The sequence below is a fragment of the Micromonospora sp. NPDC023869 genome, assembly GCF_055559695.1.
On the sequence record NZ_JBVHKD010000019.1, the window covers coordinates 1 to 20,044 of the forward strand.

General features: G+C 72.1%; 22 protein-coding genes and 1 riboswitch. Of the genes, 11 read left to right on the plus strand and 11 right to left on the minus strand.

What is annotated here, in order from left to right:
- Nucleotides 1-169: 169 nt before the first annotated feature.
- Nucleotides 170-1,339, minus strand: a complete 1,170-nt coding sequence (gene dusB / locus ACZ31C_RS31055) for a tRNA dihydrouridine synthase DusB (protein ID WP_465798320.1) — start codon at nucleotides 1,337-1,339, stop codon at nucleotides 170-172.
- A 179-nt stretch (nucleotides 1,340-1,518) separates the two neighbouring features.
- Here dusB and ACZ31C_RS31060 point away from each other — a divergent pair, with 179 nt between their 5' ends.
- On the plus strand, nucleotides 1,519-2,508 hold the full coding sequence (locus ACZ31C_RS31060) for a type IV toxin-antitoxin system AbiEi family antitoxin domain-containing protein (protein WP_465798321.1): 990 nt from the start codon (nucleotides 1,519-1,521) through the stop codon (nucleotides 2,506-2,508).
- A gap of 85 nt (nucleotides 2,509-2,593) precedes the next feature.
- On the opposite strand, the gene ACZ31C_RS31065 is transcribed toward ACZ31C_RS31060, so the two are convergent.
- The 3 genes from ACZ31C_RS31065 to ACZ31C_RS31075 all read right to left on the minus strand — a co-directional run bounded on the left by ACZ31C_RS31065 (nucleotide 2,594) and on the right by ACZ31C_RS31075 (nucleotide 5,120).
- Complete coding sequence (locus ACZ31C_RS31065) at nucleotides 2,594-3,973, minus strand: glycine--tRNA ligase (protein WP_396752901.1); 1,380 nt, start codon at nucleotides 3,971-3,973, stop codon at nucleotides 2,594-2,596.
- 114 nt (nucleotides 3,974-4,087) lie between these two features.
- Nucleotides 4,088-4,534: an Rv0361 family membrane protein gene (locus ACZ31C_RS31070; RefSeq protein ID WP_465798371.1), complete on the minus strand. Its 447-nt coding sequence runs from the start codon at nucleotides 4,532-4,534 to the stop codon at nucleotides 4,088-4,090.
- A 244-nt stretch (nucleotides 4,535-4,778) separates the two neighbouring features.
- A complete protein-coding gene (locus ACZ31C_RS31075) occupies nucleotides 4,779-5,120 on the minus strand; it encodes an antibiotic biosynthesis monooxygenase family protein (RefSeq protein ID WP_396698710.1) in 342 nt (113 codons plus the stop codon).
- Nucleotides 5,121-5,149: 29 nt separating this feature from the next.
- Here ACZ31C_RS31075 and ACZ31C_RS31080 point away from each other — a divergent pair, with 29 nt between their 5' ends.
- From ACZ31C_RS31080 to ACZ31C_RS31110, 7 genes are all read left to right on the plus strand, one after another.
- Nucleotides 5,150-5,407, plus strand: a complete 258-nt coding sequence (locus tag ACZ31C_RS31080; RefSeq protein WP_396752903.1) for a hypothetical protein — start codon at nucleotides 5,150-5,152, stop codon at nucleotides 5,405-5,407.
- Nucleotides 5,408-5,461: 54 nt separating this feature from the next.
- A complete protein-coding gene (locus ACZ31C_RS31085) occupies nucleotides 5,462-6,487 on the plus strand; it encodes a metal ABC transporter substrate-binding protein (protein ID WP_465798322.1) in 1,026 nt (341 codons plus the stop codon).
- Nucleotides 6,484-7,248 (plus strand): metal ABC transporter ATP-binding protein, encoded by a 765-nt coding sequence (locus tag ACZ31C_RS31090; RefSeq protein WP_396752907.1) that lies wholly within the window; start codon nucleotides 6,484-6,486, stop codon nucleotides 7,246-7,248. The genes ACZ31C_RS31085 and ACZ31C_RS31090 overlap by 4 nt, the downstream gene beginning before the upstream one ends.
- Nucleotides 7,245-8,114, plus strand: a complete 870-nt coding sequence (locus ACZ31C_RS31095; RefSeq protein WP_465798323.1) for a metal ABC transporter permease — start codon at nucleotides 7,245-7,247, stop codon at nucleotides 8,112-8,114. The genes ACZ31C_RS31090 and ACZ31C_RS31095 overlap by 4 nt, the downstream gene beginning before the upstream one ends.
- Nucleotides 8,115-8,151: 37 nt before the next feature.
- Entirely contained in the window at nucleotides 8,152-8,451 is a 300-nt protein-coding gene (locus tag ACZ31C_RS31100; protein WP_350699805.1) for an ArsR/SmtB family transcription factor, read from the plus strand.
- 138 nt (nucleotides 8,452-8,589) lie between these two features.
- On the plus strand, nucleotides 8,590-8,985 hold the full coding sequence (locus ACZ31C_RS31105) for a Fur family transcriptional regulator (RefSeq protein WP_396698721.1): 396 nt from the start codon (nucleotides 8,590-8,592) through the stop codon (nucleotides 8,983-8,985).
- Between the two features lie 70 nt (nucleotides 8,986-9,055).
- Nucleotides 9,056-9,664, plus strand: a complete 609-nt coding sequence (locus tag ACZ31C_RS31110; RefSeq protein ID WP_465798324.1) for a hypothetical protein — start codon at nucleotides 9,056-9,058, stop codon at nucleotides 9,662-9,664.
- Nucleotides 9,665-9,804: 140 nt separating this feature from the next.
- Here ACZ31C_RS31110 and ACZ31C_RS31115 read toward each other — a convergent pair whose 3' ends face one another.
- From ACZ31C_RS31115 to ACZ31C_RS31140, 6 genes are all read right to left on the minus strand, one after another.
- Nucleotides 9,805-11,727 (minus strand): acyl-CoA dehydrogenase family protein, encoded by a 1,923-nt coding sequence (locus ACZ31C_RS31115; protein WP_465798372.1) that lies wholly within the window; start codon nucleotides 11,725-11,727, stop codon nucleotides 9,805-9,807.
- Nucleotides 11,728-11,949: 222 nt separating this feature from the next.
- Nucleotides 11,950-12,450 (minus strand): DUF6328 family protein, encoded by a 501-nt coding sequence (locus tag ACZ31C_RS31120; RefSeq protein ID WP_396751146.1) that lies wholly within the window; start codon nucleotides 12,448-12,450, stop codon nucleotides 11,950-11,952.
- Between the two features lie 89 nt (nucleotides 12,451-12,539).
- A complete protein-coding gene (locus ACZ31C_RS31125; RefSeq protein ID WP_465798325.1) occupies nucleotides 12,540-13,289 on the minus strand; it encodes a sugar isomerase domain-containing protein in 750 nt (249 codons plus the stop codon).
- Between the two features lie 143 nt (nucleotides 13,290-13,432).
- Nucleotides 13,433-14,263, minus strand: a complete 831-nt coding sequence (locus ACZ31C_RS31130; protein ID WP_465798326.1) for an alpha/beta fold hydrolase — start codon at nucleotides 14,261-14,263, stop codon at nucleotides 13,433-13,435.
- A gap of 10 nt (nucleotides 14,264-14,273) precedes the next feature.
- Nucleotides 14,274-15,059 carry a TIGR03943 family putative permease subunit gene (locus ACZ31C_RS31135; protein ID WP_465798327.1) on the minus strand — a complete coding sequence of 262 codons (786 nt, stop codon included), beginning with the start codon at nucleotides 15,057-15,059 and terminating at the stop codon, nucleotides 14,274-14,276.
- Nucleotides 15,056-16,126 (minus strand): permease, encoded by a 1,071-nt coding sequence (locus tag ACZ31C_RS31140; protein ID WP_396751139.1) that lies wholly within the window; start codon nucleotides 16,124-16,126, stop codon nucleotides 15,056-15,058. Before ACZ31C_RS31140 ends, ACZ31C_RS31135 begins: the two co-directional genes overlap by 4 nt.
- Nucleotides 16,127-16,325: 199 nt before the next feature.
- Nucleotides 16,326-16,431: riboswitch (TPP riboswitch) on the plus strand.
- A 70-nt stretch (nucleotides 16,432-16,501) separates the two neighbouring features.
- On the opposite strand from ACZ31C_RS31140, the gene ACZ31C_RS31145 reads away from it, so the two are divergent.
- From ACZ31C_RS31145 to ACZ31C_RS31155, 3 genes are all read left to right on the plus strand, one after another.
- Nucleotides 16,502-17,092 carry an ECF transporter S component gene (locus ACZ31C_RS31145; RefSeq protein WP_350699793.1) on the plus strand — a complete coding sequence of 197 codons (591 nt, stop codon included), beginning with the start codon at nucleotides 16,502-16,504 and terminating at the stop codon, nucleotides 17,090-17,092.
- Between the two features lie 75 nt (nucleotides 17,093-17,167).
- A complete protein-coding gene (locus tag ACZ31C_RS31150; RefSeq protein ID WP_465798328.1) occupies nucleotides 17,168-18,625 on the plus strand; it encodes an ABC transporter ATP-binding protein in 1,458 nt (485 codons plus the stop codon).
- Complete coding sequence (locus ACZ31C_RS31155; protein ID WP_465798329.1) at nucleotides 18,622-19,422, plus strand: energy-coupling factor transporter transmembrane component T family protein; 801 nt, start codon at nucleotides 18,622-18,624, stop codon at nucleotides 19,420-19,422. The genes ACZ31C_RS31150 and ACZ31C_RS31155 overlap by 4 nt, the downstream gene beginning before the upstream one ends.
- 120 nt (nucleotides 19,423-19,542) lie before the next feature.
- Here ACZ31C_RS31155 and ACZ31C_RS31160 read toward each other — a convergent pair whose 3' ends face one another.
- Nucleotides 19,543-19,977, minus strand: coding sequence for a hypothetical protein (locus tag ACZ31C_RS31160; RefSeq protein ID WP_465798330.1), 435 nt, complete (start codon nucleotides 19,975-19,977; stop codon nucleotides 19,543-19,545).
- Between the last annotated feature and the right edge of the window lie 67 nt (nucleotides 19,978-20,044).

Here is a 20,044-nt window from a genome sequence, read left to right on the forward strand (position 1 = left end):
CCCCACACCGGGGGCCGGCCGTCGTGGCATGCAAGGAAGGGACCCCTACCAACGCCCCGTGCATAGCAAGGGACCCCTCCTAACACCCAGCGCACACCGTCGGAGGACCGGCACGGGCATGCACCGCCGGCCGGGGCGGCCGCGCGCACGGTGGTGAACGGCGGCGGGCTCAGCCGCCGGAGTCGTCCAGCTCGGCGCCCACCGGCACGGTGTCGTCGTCGCGGCTTGCCAGCCAGCCGTCGGGCAGGAACACCTTGCCCGGGGAGTTGGTCCGGCCCCGGGGCTGACCGAGCGTCTCCACCGGAAACGGCACCGTGGGGTCGAGCTTGCCGAGCAGGTCGTCGAGCTGGGCCAGGGTGTCGATCATCGCCAGCGCACGGCGCAGCTCACCGCCGATCGGGAAACCCTTCAGGTACCACGCGACGTGCTTACGGAAGTCGGTACAGCCGTCCCGCTCACCCCGGGCCGGGTTGCGGGCCCCGGCGGTGAACTGCGCGACCAACAGCTCGGCATGGCGGCGCATCGTCGTCGCCACCTCGCCGAGGTTCGGCAGTCGCCGCTCGGCACGACCGTCGAACGCGACCTCCAGGTCGGCGAAGAGCCACGGCCGACCGAGGCAGCCGCGCCCGATCACCACCCCGTCCACGCCGGTGTGCGCGACCATCCGCAGCGCGTCGTCGGCCTCCCAGATGTCGCCGTTGCCGAGCACCGGTACGTCCAGCGCCTGCTTCAGGGTGGCGATGGCGTCCCAGTCCGCGGTGCCCGAGTACCGCTGCGCGGCCGTACGCCCGTGTAGGGCGACCGCGGCTACTCCGGCGTCCTGCGCGGCGAGGCCCGCCTCGACGTACGTCAGGTGTGTGTCGTCGATGCCCTTGCGCATCTTGACCGTAACCGGCACCCCGGCGGGTGACGCGGCGTCCACCGCGGCCCGCACCAGGCGGGCGAAAAGCCGGCGTCGCCACGGCAGCGCCGCGCCACCACCCCGGCGGGTGACCTTCGGGACCGGGCAGCCGAAGTTGAGGTCGATGTGGTCGGCGAGGTTGTTCTCGACCACGATCCGCACGGCGGCGGCGGTGGTCCCCGGGTCGGTGCCATAGAGCTGGAGGCTGCGTGGGTTCTCGTCCGCACCGAAGGCGATCATGCGCAGCGTCTTCGGGTTCCGCTCGACCACCGCGACGGTGGTGATCATCTCGCAGACGTAGATGCCGCCGCCCTGCTCGCGGCAGAGCTGGCGGAAGCCGACGTTGGTGATGCCGGCCATCGGCGCCAGCACGACCGGCGGCCACACCTGATGCGGCCCGATGGTCAACGGGCGCAGGACGGGAGCGGTAGTCGGCACGCGCCCAAGTGTAAGGAAGGGTCCCTTCCTAACGCCTCGTGCATAGCAGGGGACCCCTGCTAACGCGACGCATACCACATCGCCAGCGACCCGGCGGGCTTGTCCACAGGCCCGGCGGCTGTCCACAGGCCCGGCCGGGGGCCACCCACGGGACGAGATCACGATCGATGCTGTCCGGCATGCGCAGCCTTCCTCCCCACTTCGCCGACCTGGCCGAACACCAGCAGCAGATCGCCAGCCGCGCGCAACTGCTCGCCGCCGGCTTCGACGACATGTATCTCTACCGGCAAACCCGACGCGGCCTGTGGCAGCGGGTGCTGCCCGCCACGTACGCCCTGGTCACCGGCGTCCTGACCGACGAGCAGCGACGGATCTCGGCGGCGCTCTACGCCGGGGCGGAAGCGCAGTTGACCGGCCTCGCCGCGCTGGTCTGGTACGGCTTCCGGCAGAGTCCGCGCACCGACGCCGTGCAGCTCGTCGTACCGCATCACGCCCGCCGCACGTCCGCCGGCTTCGCGGTGATCTCGCGGGCCCTGACGCTGGACAGCCGGGCCCGCGCCACGCCGTTCTACCCGGTGTGCTCGCCGGCCCGCGCGGTGGTCGACGCGGCACGCGGCCTGCGGCAACTCCGTCCGGTGCGGGCCGTCGTCGCCGAGGCCGTGCAGCGGGGGTACGCGGACCTCGCCGACCTGGACGAGGAGATCCGTCGCGCCCGGCGTAGCCGTACGGCGCTGGTCAGGAAGGCGTTCGCCGAGGTGACGCAGGGCGCGCGGTCGGCGCCGGAGGCCGAGCTTCGGGACTGCCTCGCGGCGAGCACGGTGCTGCCGGAGATCCTGTGGAATCCCCGACTGCGGGACGCGGCAGGCCGGGCGGTGCCGACGCCCGACGGCTATCTGCCGGAGGCGGCGGTGGCTCTGGAGGTCGACTCGCAGGAGTACCACTTCCGCCCCGGCGACTGGGCGCGCACCCTCGACCGGCACAACGAGCTGAGCCGGCTGGGTGTGCTGGTACTGCACTTCACGCCGGCACAGATCCGCCGCGAGCCGCACCGGGTACGGCGGTCGGTGGAGGAGGCGTACGAGTCCCGGCGCGGGCTCGGCGCCGGCGTCCGGTTACGAGTCGACGTATCGGTGACGCCGACACCGCCGAGCGGCGATCCGCGTGGTTGACGGTGTTAGGAAGGGTCCCCTGCTATGCACCAGGCGTTAACAGGGGGCCCTTCCTTTCACGTCGGCAGCGCTTCGGCGGGGCGCGTCAGCAGCCGGGGAGGTGGTCGATCAGGTAGCGCTCGACCTGGTCCAGCGCGATCCGCTCCTGAGCCATGGTGTCCCGGTTCCGGATGGTCACCGCGTTGTCGTCCAGCGTGTCGAAGTCGACCGTGACGCAGAACGGGGTGCCGATCTCGTCCTGCCTGCGGTAGCGGCGGCCGATCGCCTGCGAGTCGTCGAACTCGACCACCCAGCGCTTGCGCAGGTCGGCGGCGAGCTGCTTGGCCTTGGGCGAGAGCGCCTCGTTGCGGGAGAGCGGGAGCACCGCCACCTTCACCGGGGCCAGCCGGGGGTCGAAGCGCATCACGGTGCGCTTGTCCACGCCGCCCTTGGTGTTCGGCGCCTCGTCCTCGTCGTACGCCTCCAGCAGGAACGCCAGCACCGCGCGGGTGAGGCCGGCGGCCGGCTCGATCACGTACGGGACCCAGCGCTCCTGCTTGGTCTGGTCGAAGTACGACAGGTCGACGCCGGAGTGCTTGCTGTGCGTGGACAGGTCGAAGTCGGTGCGGTTGGCGATGCCCTCCAGCTCGGCGAACTCGGTGCCGCCGAACCGGAACTTGTACTCGATGTCGACGGTGCGCTTCGAGTAGTGCGAGAGCTTCTCCTGCGGGTGCTCGAAGAAGCGCAGGTTCTCCTCGGCCAGACCGAGGTCGATGTACCAGTTCCAGCGCTCCTGCAACCAGTACTCGTGCCACTGCTCGTCGGTGCCGGGCTCGACGAAGAACTCCATCTCCATCTGCTCGAACTCGCGGGTGCGGAAGATGAAGTTGCCCGGGGTGATCTCGTTGCGGAACGACTTGCCCGTCTGCGCGATGCCGAATGGCGGCTTCTTGCGGGCGACGGTCTCGACGTTCTTGTAGTTGACGAAGATGCCCTGGGCGGTCTCCGGCCGCAGGTAGTGCAGGCCCTCGTCGCTCTCCACCGGGCCCAGGTAGGTCTTCATCAGGCCGTTGAACATCCGCGGCTCGGTGAAGGTGCCCTTGTTGCCGCAGTTGGGGCAGTTCAGCTCGGTCAGGGCGGCCAGCGGCTTGCCGTGCTTGGCCTCGTATGCCTCTTCCAGGTGGTCGGCGCGGAACCGCTTGTGGCAGGACTGGCACTCGGTCAGCGGGTCGACGAAGGCGTCCAGGTGCCCGGAGGCGGCCCACACGTCACGCGAGAGGATCACCGCGGAGTCCAGACCCACCACGTCGTCACGCTGCTGGACCATGGTCTTCCACCACTGCCGGCGGACGTTCTCCTTGAGCTCCACGCCGAGCGGACCGTAGTCCCACGCCGACCGGGTGCCTCCGTAGATCTCGCTGGAGGGGAAGACGAATCCTCGACGCTTGGCGAGGCTGACGACGGCGTCGATACGGTCGGCTGGCATTTTTCCTCCTACGCCGACTGGCGGTCGGCGGGGACAGTGTGGGATGAATCGAACGGTCCGGGACCACGGTACGACCCCGCCGGTCCTCGGACCCAGCACATTACCTGCGGCCGGTCAGTTGACTCCGCAGACCTCCATGCCACCGGTCTGCTGGTCCTGCTGGAGCACGACCTGCTGGCGCTCCTGGCCGCCGCCGCTGAAGGTCACGTCCACCGGCACGGTCAGCGTGGTGGTGTCCACCTGGCCGACCCGGTAGGAGGAGATCTGCGGTTCGGCCGCCGACCGGCGCTCGAACTCCTGCCGCGACTCGCGCCGCCGGGCGTCCTCGCAGAGCTGGTCGTAGGCCCGGCCGAACTCGCCGTCGGCCAGCGCCCGGTAGTAGTCGCCGGAGACGGTGCGTCCCTGCTCGTCGATCGCCTGCACCCCGCTGACCAGCAGGCCGACCACGGCCGTACCGCCGCCACCGCAGCACAGCACCAGGGCCAGCGCTCCGGCGCCGAGGCCGAGCCAGAGCCGGGTACGGCCGCCCTCGGTCGGTGGGGCCGCGAACGGCGGGGCCACACCCGGCCCGGCAGGCGTGGCCGGTGTGCCGGGGTCCGATCCGCCGGACGGGGGCGGGAAGCCGGGAGCACCGGTGGGCGCAGGCGGCATGCCGGGGCCGCCGGTGGGCGGCACGCCGGACGGTGCCGGTGGCGGGCCGGGATCGCCCGGGGCCTGAGGTCCCTGCTGGCCGGGCAGCGGCTGGTGCGGTGGTGGGGCTGCCGGTCCGGGAGCGGTCATGGAAGCCAGCGTAGTGCCCGGCGGCTCACCGGTAAGGACCCGCAGCACGATCGCTGGCAGCCACCACCACGTCCCCACCGGGTGCCGCGGTCGCCAACGGCTCGTACGCGGACGGCTCGTCGATACTCTCGGCGAGCAGCGGGACGGCGGTGACCTTGACGTCGAAACCGCCCAACGCCCGGCGGTAGGTGCCCACCGACTCCCACTCCGTCACCAGGCACCAGTGGCGTGGGTCGTCCAAGGCCCGGACGAGTTGTCCCCGCAGGTAGCCGGGCCGGGCGGCGAGCGCGGCGAGGGCCGCGTGGGCCCGTCCGGCGAAGTCCTCGGCGGCGTCTTCCTCGACCACGAACCGGTTGGTCACCAGCACCGGCTCCCCCTCCTCGTAGAGTCTGTGGGATGCAGCGTACGCAGCGCGGGATCCACGAGCGGTTGGCCCGGGCCAACCCGACCACGGTGTTCCTGATCACCCTGTTCCTGATGCTGGTCGCGTTCTTCGTCCCGGGGGTGGTGGGCGGGCTGTTGACCTTGACGATCGCCGCCGCGCTGGCCGCGCTGCTGGTGACGACCTGGCAGGTGCAGACCCCACCCACGCGGACGATCCGGCTGCTGGCACTCACCCTGCTGGTCACCGTCGGTCTGGTGAAGCTGCTCTGACATGCACTCATGCGTTTTTGACAATCATTGTCGTTGTCGCGGAGAGTCGGTGTCATGACCTACCGCACCGCTCCGCGCGCTCTGGCCACCGCCACGGCCGCCCTGCTCGCCCTGGGTGGCGTCACCGCCTGCTCGACCGAGGACAGCCCGGCCGGTGCCGACCCGAATCGGATCGACGTGGTGGCCGGCTTCTACCCGTTGCAGTTCCTCGCCGAGCAGATTGGCGGCGACGCGGTGGCGGTGACGAACCTGGCCCGCCCCGGCGCCGAGCCGCATGACCTGGAGCTGAACCCGGGGCAGGTCGGTCAGATCAGCGAGGCGGAGCTGATCATCTTCCTGCACGGCTTCCAGCCCGCGGTGGACGAGGCGATCGACCAGAACGGCGGTGACCGCGCCTTCGACGTGGCGACCGTGGAGCCGCTGCTCGACGCCGCCGCCGGTGGCCACACCCACAGCCACGGCGACGACGACCACGGTCACGAGGACGACGACCACGGTCACGACCACGACGAGAAGAAGCCGGCCGACGAGGCCGAGCACGCCGAGGAGACCTCGGACGGCGCCAAGGACCCGCACGTCTGGCTGGACCCGACCCGACTGGCCACCATCGGCGACAAGCTGGCCGAGCGCCTCGGCACCGTCGACCCGGACCGGGCCGGCGAGTACACCCAGCGGGCGACCACCCTGCGTACCGAGCTGGAGAAGCTGGACACCGAGTTCAGCGAGGGGCTGGCGACCTGCCAGCGGCGGGAGATCGTGGTCAGCCACACCGCGTTCGGCTACCTGGCGCAGAAGTACAAGCTGGAGCAGATCGGCATCACCGGGCTCTCCCCGGAGGACGAGCCGTCGCCGCAGCGGCTGGCCGCGGTCACCGAGGAGGCGCGGGAGCACGGCGCCACCACGATCTTCTTCGAGACGCTGGTGAGCCCGAAGGTCGCCGAGACCATCGCCAAGGAGGTCGGCGCCCAAACCGCGGTGCTCGATCCGATCGAGGGTCTGTCCGCCGACAACGGCGGGGACTACCTTTCGGTGATGCGCACCAACCTGCAGACCTTGAGGACGGCGTTGAGCTGCTCGTGACACCTGACGTCATCTCCGTGGAGCACGGGGTGGTCGGCTACGACGGCCGCCCCGTGCTCCGCGACGTATCCCTGACCGTGACCACCGGCGAGGTGGTCGCGGTCCTCGGCGCCAACGGCTCCGGCAAGTCCACCCTGATCCGCGCCGTGCTCGGGCTCGTCCCGCTCACCGCCGGCTCGGTCACCCTCTTCGGTCACCGGGTACGCCGGTTCCGACAGTGGCAGCGGCTCGGCTACGTGCCCCAGCGGCTCGGCGCGGGCAGCGGCGTACCGGCCACCGTGGCCGAGGTGGTCGCCTCCGGCCGGCTGGCCCGTCGAGGCATCCTGCGTCCGCCCGGCCGGGCCGACCGGGAGGCGGTGGCGGAGGCGTTGCGCGCCGTGGGCCTCGCCGACCGGGCCAAGGACCCCGTCTCCACGCTCTCCGGCGGCCAGCAGCAACGCACCCTGATCGCCCGCGCCCTGGCCGGACGCCCGGAGCTGCTGGTGCTCGACGAACCGACGGCAGGAGTGGACGCGGCCAGCCAGGAGGCGTTCGCCGGGGCCTTGCGCGGATTCGTCGACGACGGCGGCACGGTCCTGCTCGTCGCGCACGAGCTGGGCCCGCTCCGGCCGCTGATCAGCCGCGCGATCGTCGTACACCAGGGGCAGATCGCGCACGACGGCGCGGTCCCGGACCCGGCCGGGCACCACGCGGAGCCGGACCACGACCACGTGCATCCGCACGGTCCCGAGGAGCCCGCCGGCATGTGGAGCACAAGGTGAGTCTCTTCCAGTACGAATTCATGCTGCGCGCCCTGATCGGCGCGCTGATCATCGGGTTGGCCGCCCCGGCGCTCGGCATCTACCTGGTGCAGCGGCGACTCGCCCTGATCGGCGACGGCATCGGGCACGTGGCGCTCACCGGCGTCGGTGCCGGCCTGCTGTTCCAGACCTCCCCGGTGATCATGGCGGTGATCGCGGCCACCATCGGGGCAATCGCCATCGAGCTGATCCGCGAACGCGGTCGCACCTCCGGTGACCTGGCGCTGGCCCTGCTGTTCTACGGCGGCATCGCCGGTGGCGTGGTCCTGGTGGGGCTCTCCGACAGCACCAGCGCCAACCTCAACGCATACCTCTTCGGTGCGTTGACCACGACCTCCCGCGAGGACCTGGTCACCATCGCGGTGCTCGGCGTGGCGGTGCTGGCCGCGATGCTGGCGCTGCGGCCCGCGCTGTTCGCGGTCTGCCACGACGAGGAGTACGCCCGAGTCTCCGGGCTGCCGGTACGCGCGCTCAACCTGTTGCTGGCGATCACCACCGCGGTCACCGTCACGATCGCCATGCGGGCCGTCGGCGTCCTGCTGATCAGCGCGTTGATGGTCGTCCCGGTGGCCACCGCCCAGCAGGTCACCCGGGGTTTCCGCAGCACCATGACGGCGGCCATGGCACTGGGCCTGTTCGCCGCCGGTGCGGGCATCTGGATGGCGGCGCTCGCCGACACCGCGCCGGGCGCCTCGGTGGTGGTCCTCGCGATCGCCTCGTTCGTGGTGGTCACCCTGCTGGCCGCCGCCTGGCGCCGGCTCCGCCGCTCCCGACCGCAGCCCACGCCGGATCCGGAACCGCACGAGGTGGTGCTCAGCCGGTCCTGATCACGGGTTCCGCTTCGGTATTGGTTACCGTTGCAGGGTGACCAGCGGATCCGGCTATGACGCCTTCGAGGGTGCCAGCGAGCTCCTGCGCGCCCTCTCGGCGCCGATCCGGCTCGCCATCGTCAGCGAGCTGGCCGACGGCGAGCGCTGCGTGCACGAGCTGGTGGATAAACTCGGCGTCGCGCAACCGTTGGTCTCCCAGCACCTGCGGGTGCTGCGCGGGGCCGGCGTCGTACGCGGCTCGCGGCGGGGCCGGGAGATCGCGTACGCCCTGGTCGACGAGCATGTCGCGCACATCGTCGCCGACGCGGTCAGCCATGCCGGGGAGGAATCATGAGCGAGCCATGCGAGCGAATCATCAGGCCCAGCACAAATGCCGGCACGCAGCGAAGCGGAGGGTCGGCATGAGCGAGCCATGCGAGCGAATCATCAGGCCCAGCACAAATGCCGGCACGCAGCGAAGCGGAGGGTCGGCATGAGCGAGAGTGCGGTGGTCCGGAACACCCGCCAGCGGTCGGCGGTGAGCGCGTTGCTGGCCGAGCTGGAGGGCTTCCACAGCGCCCAGGACCTGCACGCGATGCTGCGTGATCGCGGCGAGCGGGTCGGGTTGACCACGGTCTACCGGACGTTGCAGGGTCTGGCCGACGCGGGCGAGATCGACGTGATGCGCCCGCCCGGCGGCGAGCACCTCTACCGCAGGTGCAGCGAGGGGCATCACCACCATCTGGTCTGCCGGGCCTGCGGTCGTACGGTCGAGGTGGCCGGGCCGACGGTGGAGAACTGGGCCGACCGGGTGGCGGCTCAGCACGGCTTCACCGACGTCAGCCACACCCTGGAGATCTTCGGGACCTGCCCGGACTGCGCCCGCTGATCCCGCGCACTCCCGGGATCGGGCGTCCGTGGGAGTGCCCGCCGCGCCCGAGCGTGGCACGCTGTCCGGCGTGAAAATCTACGCTGATCGTTTCCCGACCGCGCTGCGCCAGTTCCTCACCGATCTGCTCGTCGTCGCCTGGGTGTACGCGGCGATCCGTGGTGCGCTCTGGCTGCACGATCTCGTGCAGAAGCTGGCCGTACCCGGGCAGAAGCTGGAGGGGGCCGGCGGTGGGCTGGCCGACAACCTGGCCGACGCGGGCGGCAAGGTCGGCCGGGTGCCGTTGGTGGGCGACGAGCTGACCGGCCCGTTCGAGCGGGCGGCCGGCGCGGCCCGTTCGCTCGCCGAGGCCGGGCGTGACCAGCAGGAGTTGGTCGACCAGTTGGCGCTGGCACTGGCCGTCGGGCTACTCATCGTCCCGCTGGGGCTGGTGCTGTTCGGCTGGCTGCCGCTGCGGGTGCGCTGGATGCGCCGAGCCGCTTCGGCGGCGGCCCTGGCCGCCGCGCCCGCCGGTCGGGACCTGCTGGCCCTGCGCGCCCTGGCCGGTCAGCCGCTGCGCAAACTCACCCGGATCTCCCCCGACGTCGCCGAGGCGTGGCGGCGCGGCGACGACACCACCGTCAACGCCCTGGCCGCCCTCGAACTCCGCCGCCTCGGCCTCCACGACCCCCACCCCTAACCCCATCCACCCCCGCCCCCTCCCCGGCCCCCACCCACCCCACCCCCGCCCCCGCCGGGTTGATCAAGAAGTTTTCGCCGTCCGAGCCGACGAGCCATGACCAAAACCTCTTGATCAACGCCGCAAAGCGTGGGGGTGGGTCAGGGGGGTGGGGGGAGGTGGCGGCGGGCGTTCGTGGGGACGGTGGAGGGGCCGGGGGTCCAGGGGGCGACCCAGGGGCGGTCGGCGGGTGGTGGGATGACGCCGTCCTCCAGGGCGCTGTAGCGGCCGGCGAGGATGCGCTTGGCGGCCACCACGTCGACCGAGTCGGTGTTCTCCCAGAGGGCGGTGAACAGGGCGTCGATCCGGACCCGGGCCTGGCGGCAGAAGAGGTCGGCCAACTCCACGTTCTCCGGTCGCTCCGCGCGCTCGGCGTGGGCACGTACGCAGACCGCGCTCATCGCGAACAGCTCGGCCCCGATGTCCACCACCCGGCCCAGGAACGCCTGCTTGCGCTCCATCTTGCCCTGCCAGCGGGACATCGCATAGAACGTCGACCGGGCGAGCTTCCGGGAGGCGCGCTCGACGTGCCGCAGGTGTGCGGCGAGCGGGCCGTACTCGGCAAACGCGGTGGGTTGTTGGCCCTTGCCGACCGCGAGGGTCGGCAGCCAGCGGGCATAGAACGCGCCCGCTCGCGCGCCGGCTCTGGCCTTGCGTGCCAGTCCGGCGTCGGGGTCGATGATGTCCCCGGCCACGGAGAGGTGCGCGTCCACCGCCTCGCGGGCGATCAGCAGGTGCATGATCTCGGTGGAGCCCTCGAAGATCCGGTTGATCCGCAGGTCCCGCAGCATCTGCTCGACGGCGGCCGGCCGTTCTCCTCGGGCGGCCAGCGAGTCGGCGGTCTCGTATCCCCGGCCGCCCCGGATCTGGACCAGCTCGTCGGCGATCCGCCACGCCATCTCGCTGGCGTAGAGCTTCACCAGCGCCGCCTCGATCCGGATGTCGTTGCGGTCGTCGTCGGCGAGCAGGCAGCAGAGGTCCAACATGGTCTCCATGCCGTACGTGGTGGCGGCGATGAAGGACAATTTTTGCGCGACCGCCTCGTGTTCGCCGACCGGCCGGCCCCACTGGACCCGCTCGGCGGACCACTCGCGGGCCACGTGCAGCGCCCACTTGCCGGCGCCCACGCACATCGCCGGCAGCGACAGTCGACCAGTGGTCAGGGTGCTCAGCGCGATCCGCAGGCCCTTGCCCTCGCCGCCGATGACGTTCTCGTTGGGCACGAAGACATCGTGAAAGCGGGTCAGGCTGTTCTCCAGGCCACGCAGGCCGACGAACTCGTTGCGGCGCTCGACGGTGATGCCCTCGGCGTCGCCGTCGACCACGAACGCGGTGATGCCGCCCCTGCGTCCGTCGGTCCTGGGCACCCGGGCCATCACCACGAGTTGGGTAGCCACGGTGCCGTTGGTGGCCCACAGCTTCACGCCGTTGATCCGGTAGCCGGTGCCGTCCGGGGTCGGCTCGGCGGTGGTGCCCAGCCGGGCCGGGTCGGAGCCGACGTCCGGCTCGGTGAGCAGGAACGCGGAGACCTCGCCGGCCGCCAGTCGGGGCAGGAAGCGCTGTCTCTGCTCGTCGGTGCCGAACATCTTCAACGGTTGCGGCACACCGATCGACTGGTGTGCCGAGAGCAGCGCGCCGATCGCCGGGCTGACCGAGCCGGCCAGCATCAACGCCCGGCAGTAGTGCAGGTTGCTCAGCCCGAGTCCGCCGTACTCCCGACCGATCTTCATGCCGAACGCGCCGAGTCCGGCCAGGCCCTGGAACACCTCGTCGGGGATGCGGGCGTCGCGCTCGATGGCGGCGCCGTCCACCTCGGAGGCGACGTACGCGCGCAGCCGGGCGAGGAACTCACCGGCGCGTTCGTCCTCTGCCGGGTCCGGCCGGGGCCAGGGGTCGATCAGGTCGAGCCGGAGTCGGCCCAGGAAGAGTTCCTTCCCGAAGCTCGGTCGGTCCCAGGTGTCCTGTCGGGCCGCCTCGGCGACCTGGCGGGCCTCCTTCTCGGACACCTGCTTCTCGGACGACACGCGACCCGCCGCACCGGGCGGCGGGTCGGTGTCCTGGTGGTCGTTGGCGGGTGGACGGTGGTTCTCGGCGATGGCCACGGCAACCCCCGGGAGCTGGATCCGGCATTCGGACTGTTCCGCCTGCTCGGCAGGCTACCCAGGTGGTGTTACCCAGCGGTAGTCACGGTTATCCATCGCCGGACCGGCCCCTCGCGGAGCCGGATCCCGCCCCGACCCGACCGTTCAGCCCGGGGAGAGCCCGCTCGGGTCGTCCTCGTCGTCGATGTCGTCGTCACCCCAGTTGCGGCGGCTGAACGGCAGGATCATCCAGAACGTGAGGAACCACAGGCCGGTGACCGCACTGAGCAGGAAGGCGATCGGCCGGGCGAGCACGAAGTCGGTGATCAGCAGTACCGAGCTGACCATCGCGACCAACATGAAGGCGAGACCGGCGCTGGCCATCTTGTGGGCGAACTGCACCAGCTCCGGCTTGCGGCCCTGGCGGAACAGCGCCCGGTGGAACGCCACCGGCGAGATGATCATCGCGGTGGCGCCGGCCGCCGCGATCAGCGCGACGACGTAGACGTCGCGCTGGAATTCTGTGGTACGCGTGAAGCCGTTACTGAACGGCAGGGTGAGCAGGAAGGCGAAGAGGATCTGTACGCCGGTCTGCGCGACCCGCAACTCCTGAAGCAGGTCAGCGAAGTTCCGCTGCCACCGCTGCTTCTCGGTCTCCTTGGACACCGCGAACCTCCGAGGGAACACGCTCCACCCGGTCGGAACCCCCGACCGGCGGAACGCAGATGCCCCGCCGTGCACCACCCGAAACCGACTCAGGAACCGCGCCGGATCCGCCCTGCGTAACGGGCCTCCAGCGCGTCGTTGTGCGCGTCGCCACCGGCGATGTTGGCCGACAGGTAGACCGGCGGCTGCTCGTCGGCGGCCAACAGCCGGGCCACCACCTCGACCACGATCTGCTGGGCCAGCAACGCCGCCGTGATCGAGGAGACCGCGCCCACCGCGCCGCCGGACGGCAGCGGCAGGGTCGCGTCCCCGTACGGGGCACCGTTGTCCAGCACCACGTCGGCGAAGTCGGCGAGCTTGCGCCCGGACGGGTGGCGGGACTCCATCCGGGCCGAGTGCGCGGCGGAGGTGATCGCCACCAGCGGATGGCCCCGCGCGACGACCAGCGAGGCGAACTCCACCATCGCCCCGTTCACGCCCGAGTTCGAGGCGAGCACGAAGACGTCACGCGGGCCGGTCGGGGCGAGGTCGTAGAGCCGGTGCGCGACCGACGGGTCCCGCTCCAGTTTCGGGCCCAGCACGTCGGCCGGCTCCCCACCGTGCAGCACCAGGTCCCGCAGCGCGATCCGGTTAGTCGGCACCAACCCGCCGGCCCGGCCGGCGATCTCCATCGCCAGGGCCTCCGAGTGACCGGTGCCGAAGGCGTGCACCACCCCGTCGGCGCGGATCGCCTCGGCGATCAGGTCGGCCGCCCGGCCCACCTGCTCCCGCTGGCTGGCCGCCACCCGGGTCATCGTCGCGGTCACCTCGGCCAGGTAGCCCTCGGCACTCACCGTCATGCTCTCTCCCGCCTCCCTCGGATCGCCGCCGCCGACGACCCCACCCAGCTTCCCGCACGGCCCAGTCGTCTTGCCGGTCGGTCCGGACGCTCTCAGACCGACGAGGCGCTTCCGCTGCGACCGCGGCAGGTGGGCGTCGGCGCTCAGGCGGTCGGGCGGGCGCGGGACAGGATCGCCTCGGCCAGCGGCGTCGGCGCCTCGTCCGGGATCCAGTGGCTGACGCCGGACAACTCGACGAGGCGGTAGTCGCCGCTCACGTGTGCGGCGCAGGCTTGCGCAGCGGTCCGTCCGATGGCGACGTCGCGGTCGCTCCAGACGAAGGTGGTCGGCACCGACACCGGGCCGACCGCCGCCAGCTCGGCGCGGGACATCGCCCGGTACCAGTTCAGCGCCGCGGTGAGCGCGCCCGGCTCGCGCAGCGGATCGGCGTACGCGGCGACCCGGGCGTCGTCGCCGACGTCGCGCAACAGCCGCCGCAACCCGAGCGCGTCGAGGGCCAGCAGCGTCTTCTCCGCTATGCCCGCCTTCCGGAACAGCAGCATGTACGCCGAGCGCGCCTTCTGCTGCGGGTCGTTGGCCAGCGCGTGCGCCATGGCGGCCGGGTGCGGCACGGAGACCGCGGTGAGCGTACGCACCCGGTCGGGGTGGCCGGCGGCGAGCGCCCAGGCGACGATGGCACCCCAGTCGTGGCCGACCACGTGCGCCCGCGTCACGCCGAGCGCGTCGAGCACCGCCACCGCGTCGGCGACCAACTCCCCCAGCCGGTACGCCGCCACCTCGCTCGGCCGCGCCTGCGGCGAGTAGCCCCGCTGGTCCAGCGCGTACGTGCGCAGGCCCGCCCCGTGCAGGACGGGCGCCACCGCGTCCCACTCGCCGGAGTGTTGGGGGAAGCCGTGCAGCAGCAGCACCGGCTCACCCGACTCGGGGCCACCGGGGTGGATCTCGAACCGCAGACCTCGGGCGTCGACGTGCATGCCCGGAACGCTACTCGTACTGGCGCTTGGGCACCGGCACCTGCCGCCACGACTCGATCTCCAGGTACGGGATCTCGGCGTCGTTGACCGGGTCCCGACCGATCCGGTCGCTGTACCGGCCGACCACCTCGACCCAACTGTCGTTGGGCAGCCCGACCGGCACGTCACCGGTGAGCCCGAGTTTGATCGGCCGCCCGTCGGCGGCGCAGCAGGAGAGCACCATCCGGGCCAGGATCGGCTCACCACCGGCACCGGTGGCCAGGAACCCGGTGAGGACCACCCGCCGGTCGCCGATCGAGGCGCCCCGGTCGAACAGCGCCCGGGAGGCGTAGTCGAGCACGCTCACCTGCACCGGATCGCCCTCGGGCAGCGGCGGGTAGTCGGACTCCCGAGGGGCGTTCAGCGCGGTGCCGGCCTGCCCCGCCGCGTACGACCCGAGGGCCGGCGGGGCCACCAGCAGCAGTCCGAGCACGGGCAGGATGAGCAGCCAACCGATCCGGGGTTCATGGTGGCCGTGTCCGTGACCGTCGTGGTCGTCGTGGTCGACCGTCAGCGGGGCGCCACCGCTCGCCGGGCCGGTGGACCCGCCGCCGGTCGGGGCCGTCGCACGGGGCGCGGAGGGCCGCAGTTCGTACCAGAGGGTCATCACCGCGGCGACCACCAGCAGCAGACCGGCGGCGATCAGGAAGGGACGCAGGCCCTCCTTGACGTAACGCAGATAGAGGTCGGTGACGCTGGCCCGGATCACCGCCCCACCGAGCAGCAGCAGGATCACCGCTTGTGCCTGTCGGTTCACAGCAGCACCATCCCGACTCCGGTGGCCACCAGCAGGGCGACCGCGAACGTGGCCGGCGCGAACCGGAAGGCGAACCGCCGGCCGAAGACACCGGCCTGCATCGAGATCAGCTTGAGGTCGACCATCGGCCCCACCACCAGGAAGACCAGTCGGGACGTGAGGGAGAACTGCGACAGCGAGGCCGCGACGAAGGCGTCCGCCTCGGAACAGAGCGAGAGCAGCACGGCGAGCAGTGCCAGCGCCAGGATCGACAGCCAGGCGTTGTCGGCCAGGGTCTGGAGCCAGCGCTCCGGCACCAGCACGTTGATGCTGGCGGCGGCCATCGCACCGAGCACCAGGAAGCCACCGGCGTGGGTGACGTCGTGCCGGACGGCGGCCCAGAAGGCCCGGCTCCGCCGGGGGTCGTCCAGCTCCGGGCGGCGCGGCATCTTGATCCACTCGGTCCGACCGAGTCGCAGCCAGAGCCAACCCATGATCATTGCCACGACCAGACTGGCGACCCCCCGGGCGAGGACCATCTCGGGGTTGTTGGGGAAGGCGACGGCGGTGGCGACCAGCACGATCGGGTTGACCGCCGGTGCGGCCAGCAGGAACGCCAGCGCCGCCGCCGGGGTGACGCCCCGACGGATCAGCGACCCCGCGATCGGCACCGATCCGCACTCGCAGCCCGGCAGCACCACCCCGGCCGCGCTGGCCGCCGGCACCGCAAGCGCCGGGTGCCGGGGCAGTGCCTTGGCCCAGAACGACCGGGGTACGAAGACCGCGATCACGGCGGAGAGCAGGATGCCGAAGACCAGGAACGGCACCGCCTGCACCATGATCGAGACGAACACCGTGGTCCACGTCTGGATGCGGGGATCATCCAGCGCTCCGGCCAGCGGATCACGAAAGATGATCAGCAGGACCAGCAGGCCCGCCAGGATCTCCACCGAGCCGATCCGGTCACCGAGCCAGCGCCGGGGCGGCTCGCCGCCGCCCGGTCGGGCCGGTCGTTCCTCGGTGGCCACGCCCGTTGGACGGCCCTCCGGTTCACCGGCCGGCGCGGCATGGTCCGTGTCTGTGCTCACCCTGTCGCCTCTCGGCCAAGTGGATCGGCGGCCTGAGATTACCGTCCGGAGCCGATGACGTCGATGGATGTCACGAAACCGGGCGGGTTCCGGCGCGCGCCGACCACCGCCGGAACGCCCGTCGTCGGCACCCGGCATGACCTGCGTAGATCACATTGTCCGTCGATCTTCGGAGGTGTTAGCGTCGGCGGGACAACACCACCTCCGACAGGGGAGCGCACAGCGCTGAGAGTGCGGGTCCGCCCGCAGACCCTCCGTACCTGATCTGGGTAATGCCAGCGCAGGGAGTTCGGTCCACCTCCAGCCCGCCACGGCCCGGCCACGCCGGACGCGGCGGTGCGTCTTGCCTGGTTCGACACTGGACTGGGAGCACTCATGAGCCAACCGACCACCACTCGATGGCGCACCGTCGACATCGTCGTGGCCGCGGTGATCGCCGTCGGCTTCGGTGTCATCTTCTGGGCCTGGGGCCTGCTCTGGCGGGCGGTCGACCCGGCCTTCGCCTTCTTCCCGGCCAGCCAGGCCGTCATGTACGGCGTCTGGCTGGTGCCGGCGGTGCTCGGCGGGTTGATCATCCGTAAGCCGGGTGCCGCGCTGTTCTGCGAGGCGGTCGCGGCGACCGTCTCCGCGCTGCTGGGCTCCGAGTGGGGCGGCATCACCATCGTCCAGGGCCTGATCCAGGGCCTCGGCGCGGAACTGGCCTTCGCCGCGTTCCGGTACCGCTCGTTCCGGCTCCCCACCGCGCTGCTCGCCGGTGCGCTGACCGGTCTCGGCGCCGCCCTGTTCGACTTCTTCGCCTGGAACGCCGCGTACGAGCTGGGCACCTACCGCATCCCGTACGCCCTGCTCACCGTGCTCAGCGCCACCGTGGTCGCCGGTGCCGGCGGCTACGCGCTCACCAAGGCGCTCGCCGGCACCGGCGTCCTGGACCGCTTCCCCGCCGGCCGCGAACGGAACCTGGTCTGACCTCGCCCGGTGGAGCCGGTCCGGCCGGCTCCACCGGGCCACCGACGGGTCGGGAACGAGGAGCGGGGGTAGCAGGTGGGCGAGGTGCGGCTGCGCGGCTTCGGCTGGCGCCACGCCGGGCGGCGCGCCTGGGCGGTACGCGGCGTGGACCTGCGGGTACGCCGAGGCGAACGGGTACTGCTGCTCGGGCCCTCCGGCGCCGGCAAGAGCACCCTGCTCGCCGCGCTGGCCGGGCTGCTGCCGGAGGACTCCGGTGAGCAGGAGGGCACCATCGAGATCGACGGCCGCCCACCGGCCGAGACCCGCGAGCGGGTCGGCATCGTCTTCCAGGATCCGCAGTCCCAGCTCGTCATGGCCCGCAGCGGCGACGACGTCGCGTTCGGGCTGGAGAACCGGGGCGTACCCGCCGGGCAGATCTGGCCCCGGGTGGACGAGGCGCTGCGTCGGGTCGGCTTCCCGTACCCCCGGGACCGCCCCACCGCGGCGCTCTCCGGCGGCGAACAGCAGCGGCTCGCCCTGGCCGGAGTGCTCGCGCTCCGCCCAGACCTGCTGCTGCTCGACGAGCCCACCGCCAACCTCGACCCGGCCGGGGCCGACCTGGTCCGCGCCGCAGTGGGCCGCGCGGTCGACGACGACACCACCCTGATCCTGGTCGAGCACCGGGTGGCCGACGCCCTGCCGCTGGTCGACCGGGTGGTGGTGCTCGACGCCGGTGGCGGCATCCGCGTCGACGGCCCGCCGGAGAGCGTCTTCGCCACGCACGGCGACGCCCTCGCCGCCGACGGCGTCTGGGTGCCCGGCCGCCGGATCCCGACCCGCCGGGCCACCACCAGCCCCGGCGAGGTGTTGCTCACCGCCGACCGGCTCGGCCAACCACCCCGGCTGGCCGCCACCGACCTGGCGGTACGCGCCGGTGCGGCACTCGCCGTGCTCGGCCCCAACGGCGCCGGCAAGTCCACCCTCGCGGTGCTGCTCGGCGGGCTACTCAAGCCGGGCATCGGGCGGCTGGTGGCCGGCGTCGACCTGGCCGGCGCCGACGCCCGCACACCACCGCACCGGTGGCGGGCACCCGCGCTGGCCCGCCGGATCGGCTCGGTGTTCCAGGACCCGGAGCACCAGTTCGTCACCGGCACCGTCTACGACGAGCTGGCGCTCGGGCCCCGACGTACCGGCGCCACCGAGACGGAGGTACGCCGACGCGTCGACGAGCTGCTGCACCGACTGCGGTTGGACCGGCTGGCCGGCGCGAACCCGTACACCCTCTCCGGTGGCGAGGCGCGGCGGCTGAGCGTGGCGACCGCCCTGGCCACCGCGCCCCGGCTGGTGATCTGCGACGAGCCCACCTTCGGCCAGGACCGGCGCACCTGGCGGGAGCTGGTGGACCTGTTCGCGGAGCTACGCGACGCGGGCCACGCCCTGGTGACGGTCACCCACGACGCCGAGTTCGTCGCCGCGCTCGCCGACCGGACGCTGACGCTGACGCCCGCGCCCGGCGCCCCGTCGTCGGCGTCTTCTCCGGCGGGGTACCGATGATCGACCTGGAACCGGTCGCCCGGCCGGACGCGCCGCTGGCCCGGCGTAATCCGGTGGCCAAGCTGGCGGCGGCGCTGCTGTTCGCGTTTCCGCTGCTGGCGACGCTGGACCCGGTCGCACCGGCGATCGCGATCGCGGTCGAGCTGGCGGTCCTACCGCTGTTCGGCGTGCGCTACCGGGTGCTGTTCCGTCGGGTGTGGCCGTTGCTGGTGGCCGCCGTGGGCGTCCTGGTCACGCTGGTGCTCTTCGCCGCGGACCGCTCGGGCCGGGTACTGCTCGACGCCGGACCGGTCGTGGTCACCTCGACGGTGCTGCTCACCGCGCTCGGCCTGGTGCTGCGCCTGTTCGCGGTGGCCCTGCCCGGCGTGATCGTCTTCGCCACCACCGATCCCACCGACCTGGCCGACGCGCTGGTGCAGAACGCCCGCGCACCGGCCCGCTTCGCGATCGGTGCGCTGGCGGCGTTCCGGCTGCTGCCGCTGCTCGGGCAGGAGTGGCAGATGATCGTCATGGCCCGGCGCGCACGCGGGGTGGAGGCGGGACGCAACCCGGTGGCGAAGCTACGGCTCTTCGTGTCGACCGCGTTCACGCTGCTGGTCGGCGCGATCCGCCGGGGCACCCGGCTGGCGGTCGCGATGGACGCGCGCGGCTTCGACGCCGGGGTACCGCGTACCGCCGCCCGCCGACAACACTTCGGTGCCGCCGACTGGCTGCTGGTCGTCGTCGCAACGGCGTTGGCCGTCGCCGCGTTGGGCGTCAGCGTCGCGCTCGGCACCTTCCGGCCGCTGCTCGGCTGAACCCTACGACCGTGGTGGGTAGATCTGTTGTCGCTGGAACGACAACAGATCTACCCACCTGACGTTCATACGGGACGCACCCGTCGATCAGTCACACCCACGCCGGGTGCAGCGGGCCGGTCAGCTCCGCCGGAAGGCGTACTGCCGAGCCGCACCGGCACGCTGCGGACGGCCGGAGCCATACCCCTTGCCGCGACGGGTCACCGTCGGGCCGGTCGACCGCGCGACTTGCGCTCGCGGCACCTCACGGTCTTCGGAGCGATCCGGCATGGACGGATCAAGCGGATCGCGCAGCGGAGCAAGCCCCGCCGAATCGCGCAGCGGGACAAGCCCGGTCGGGGAGTGCAGCGGGACAAGCCCCGCCGGGGAGTGCAGCGCGGCCAGCGCTGCCGGGGCGTCGAGCCCCGACGGCACGGGCAACCCGCCGGGTTGCGCCGGGAACTCCCGGCCGATCGGCGGAGTGAGCGCGTCGGTCGACGCGTCGAAGTCGGGCGGCGTCACCTCGGACACCCGGGCGGCACCACGGGACTTCTTCGGTTTACGGCTGGCAGGCATCTGAGCCTCCTCGCTCGGCGGTGTCGGCGCGTACGCCACGGCACCGCCGTCGGTGGGGACCGCCGGT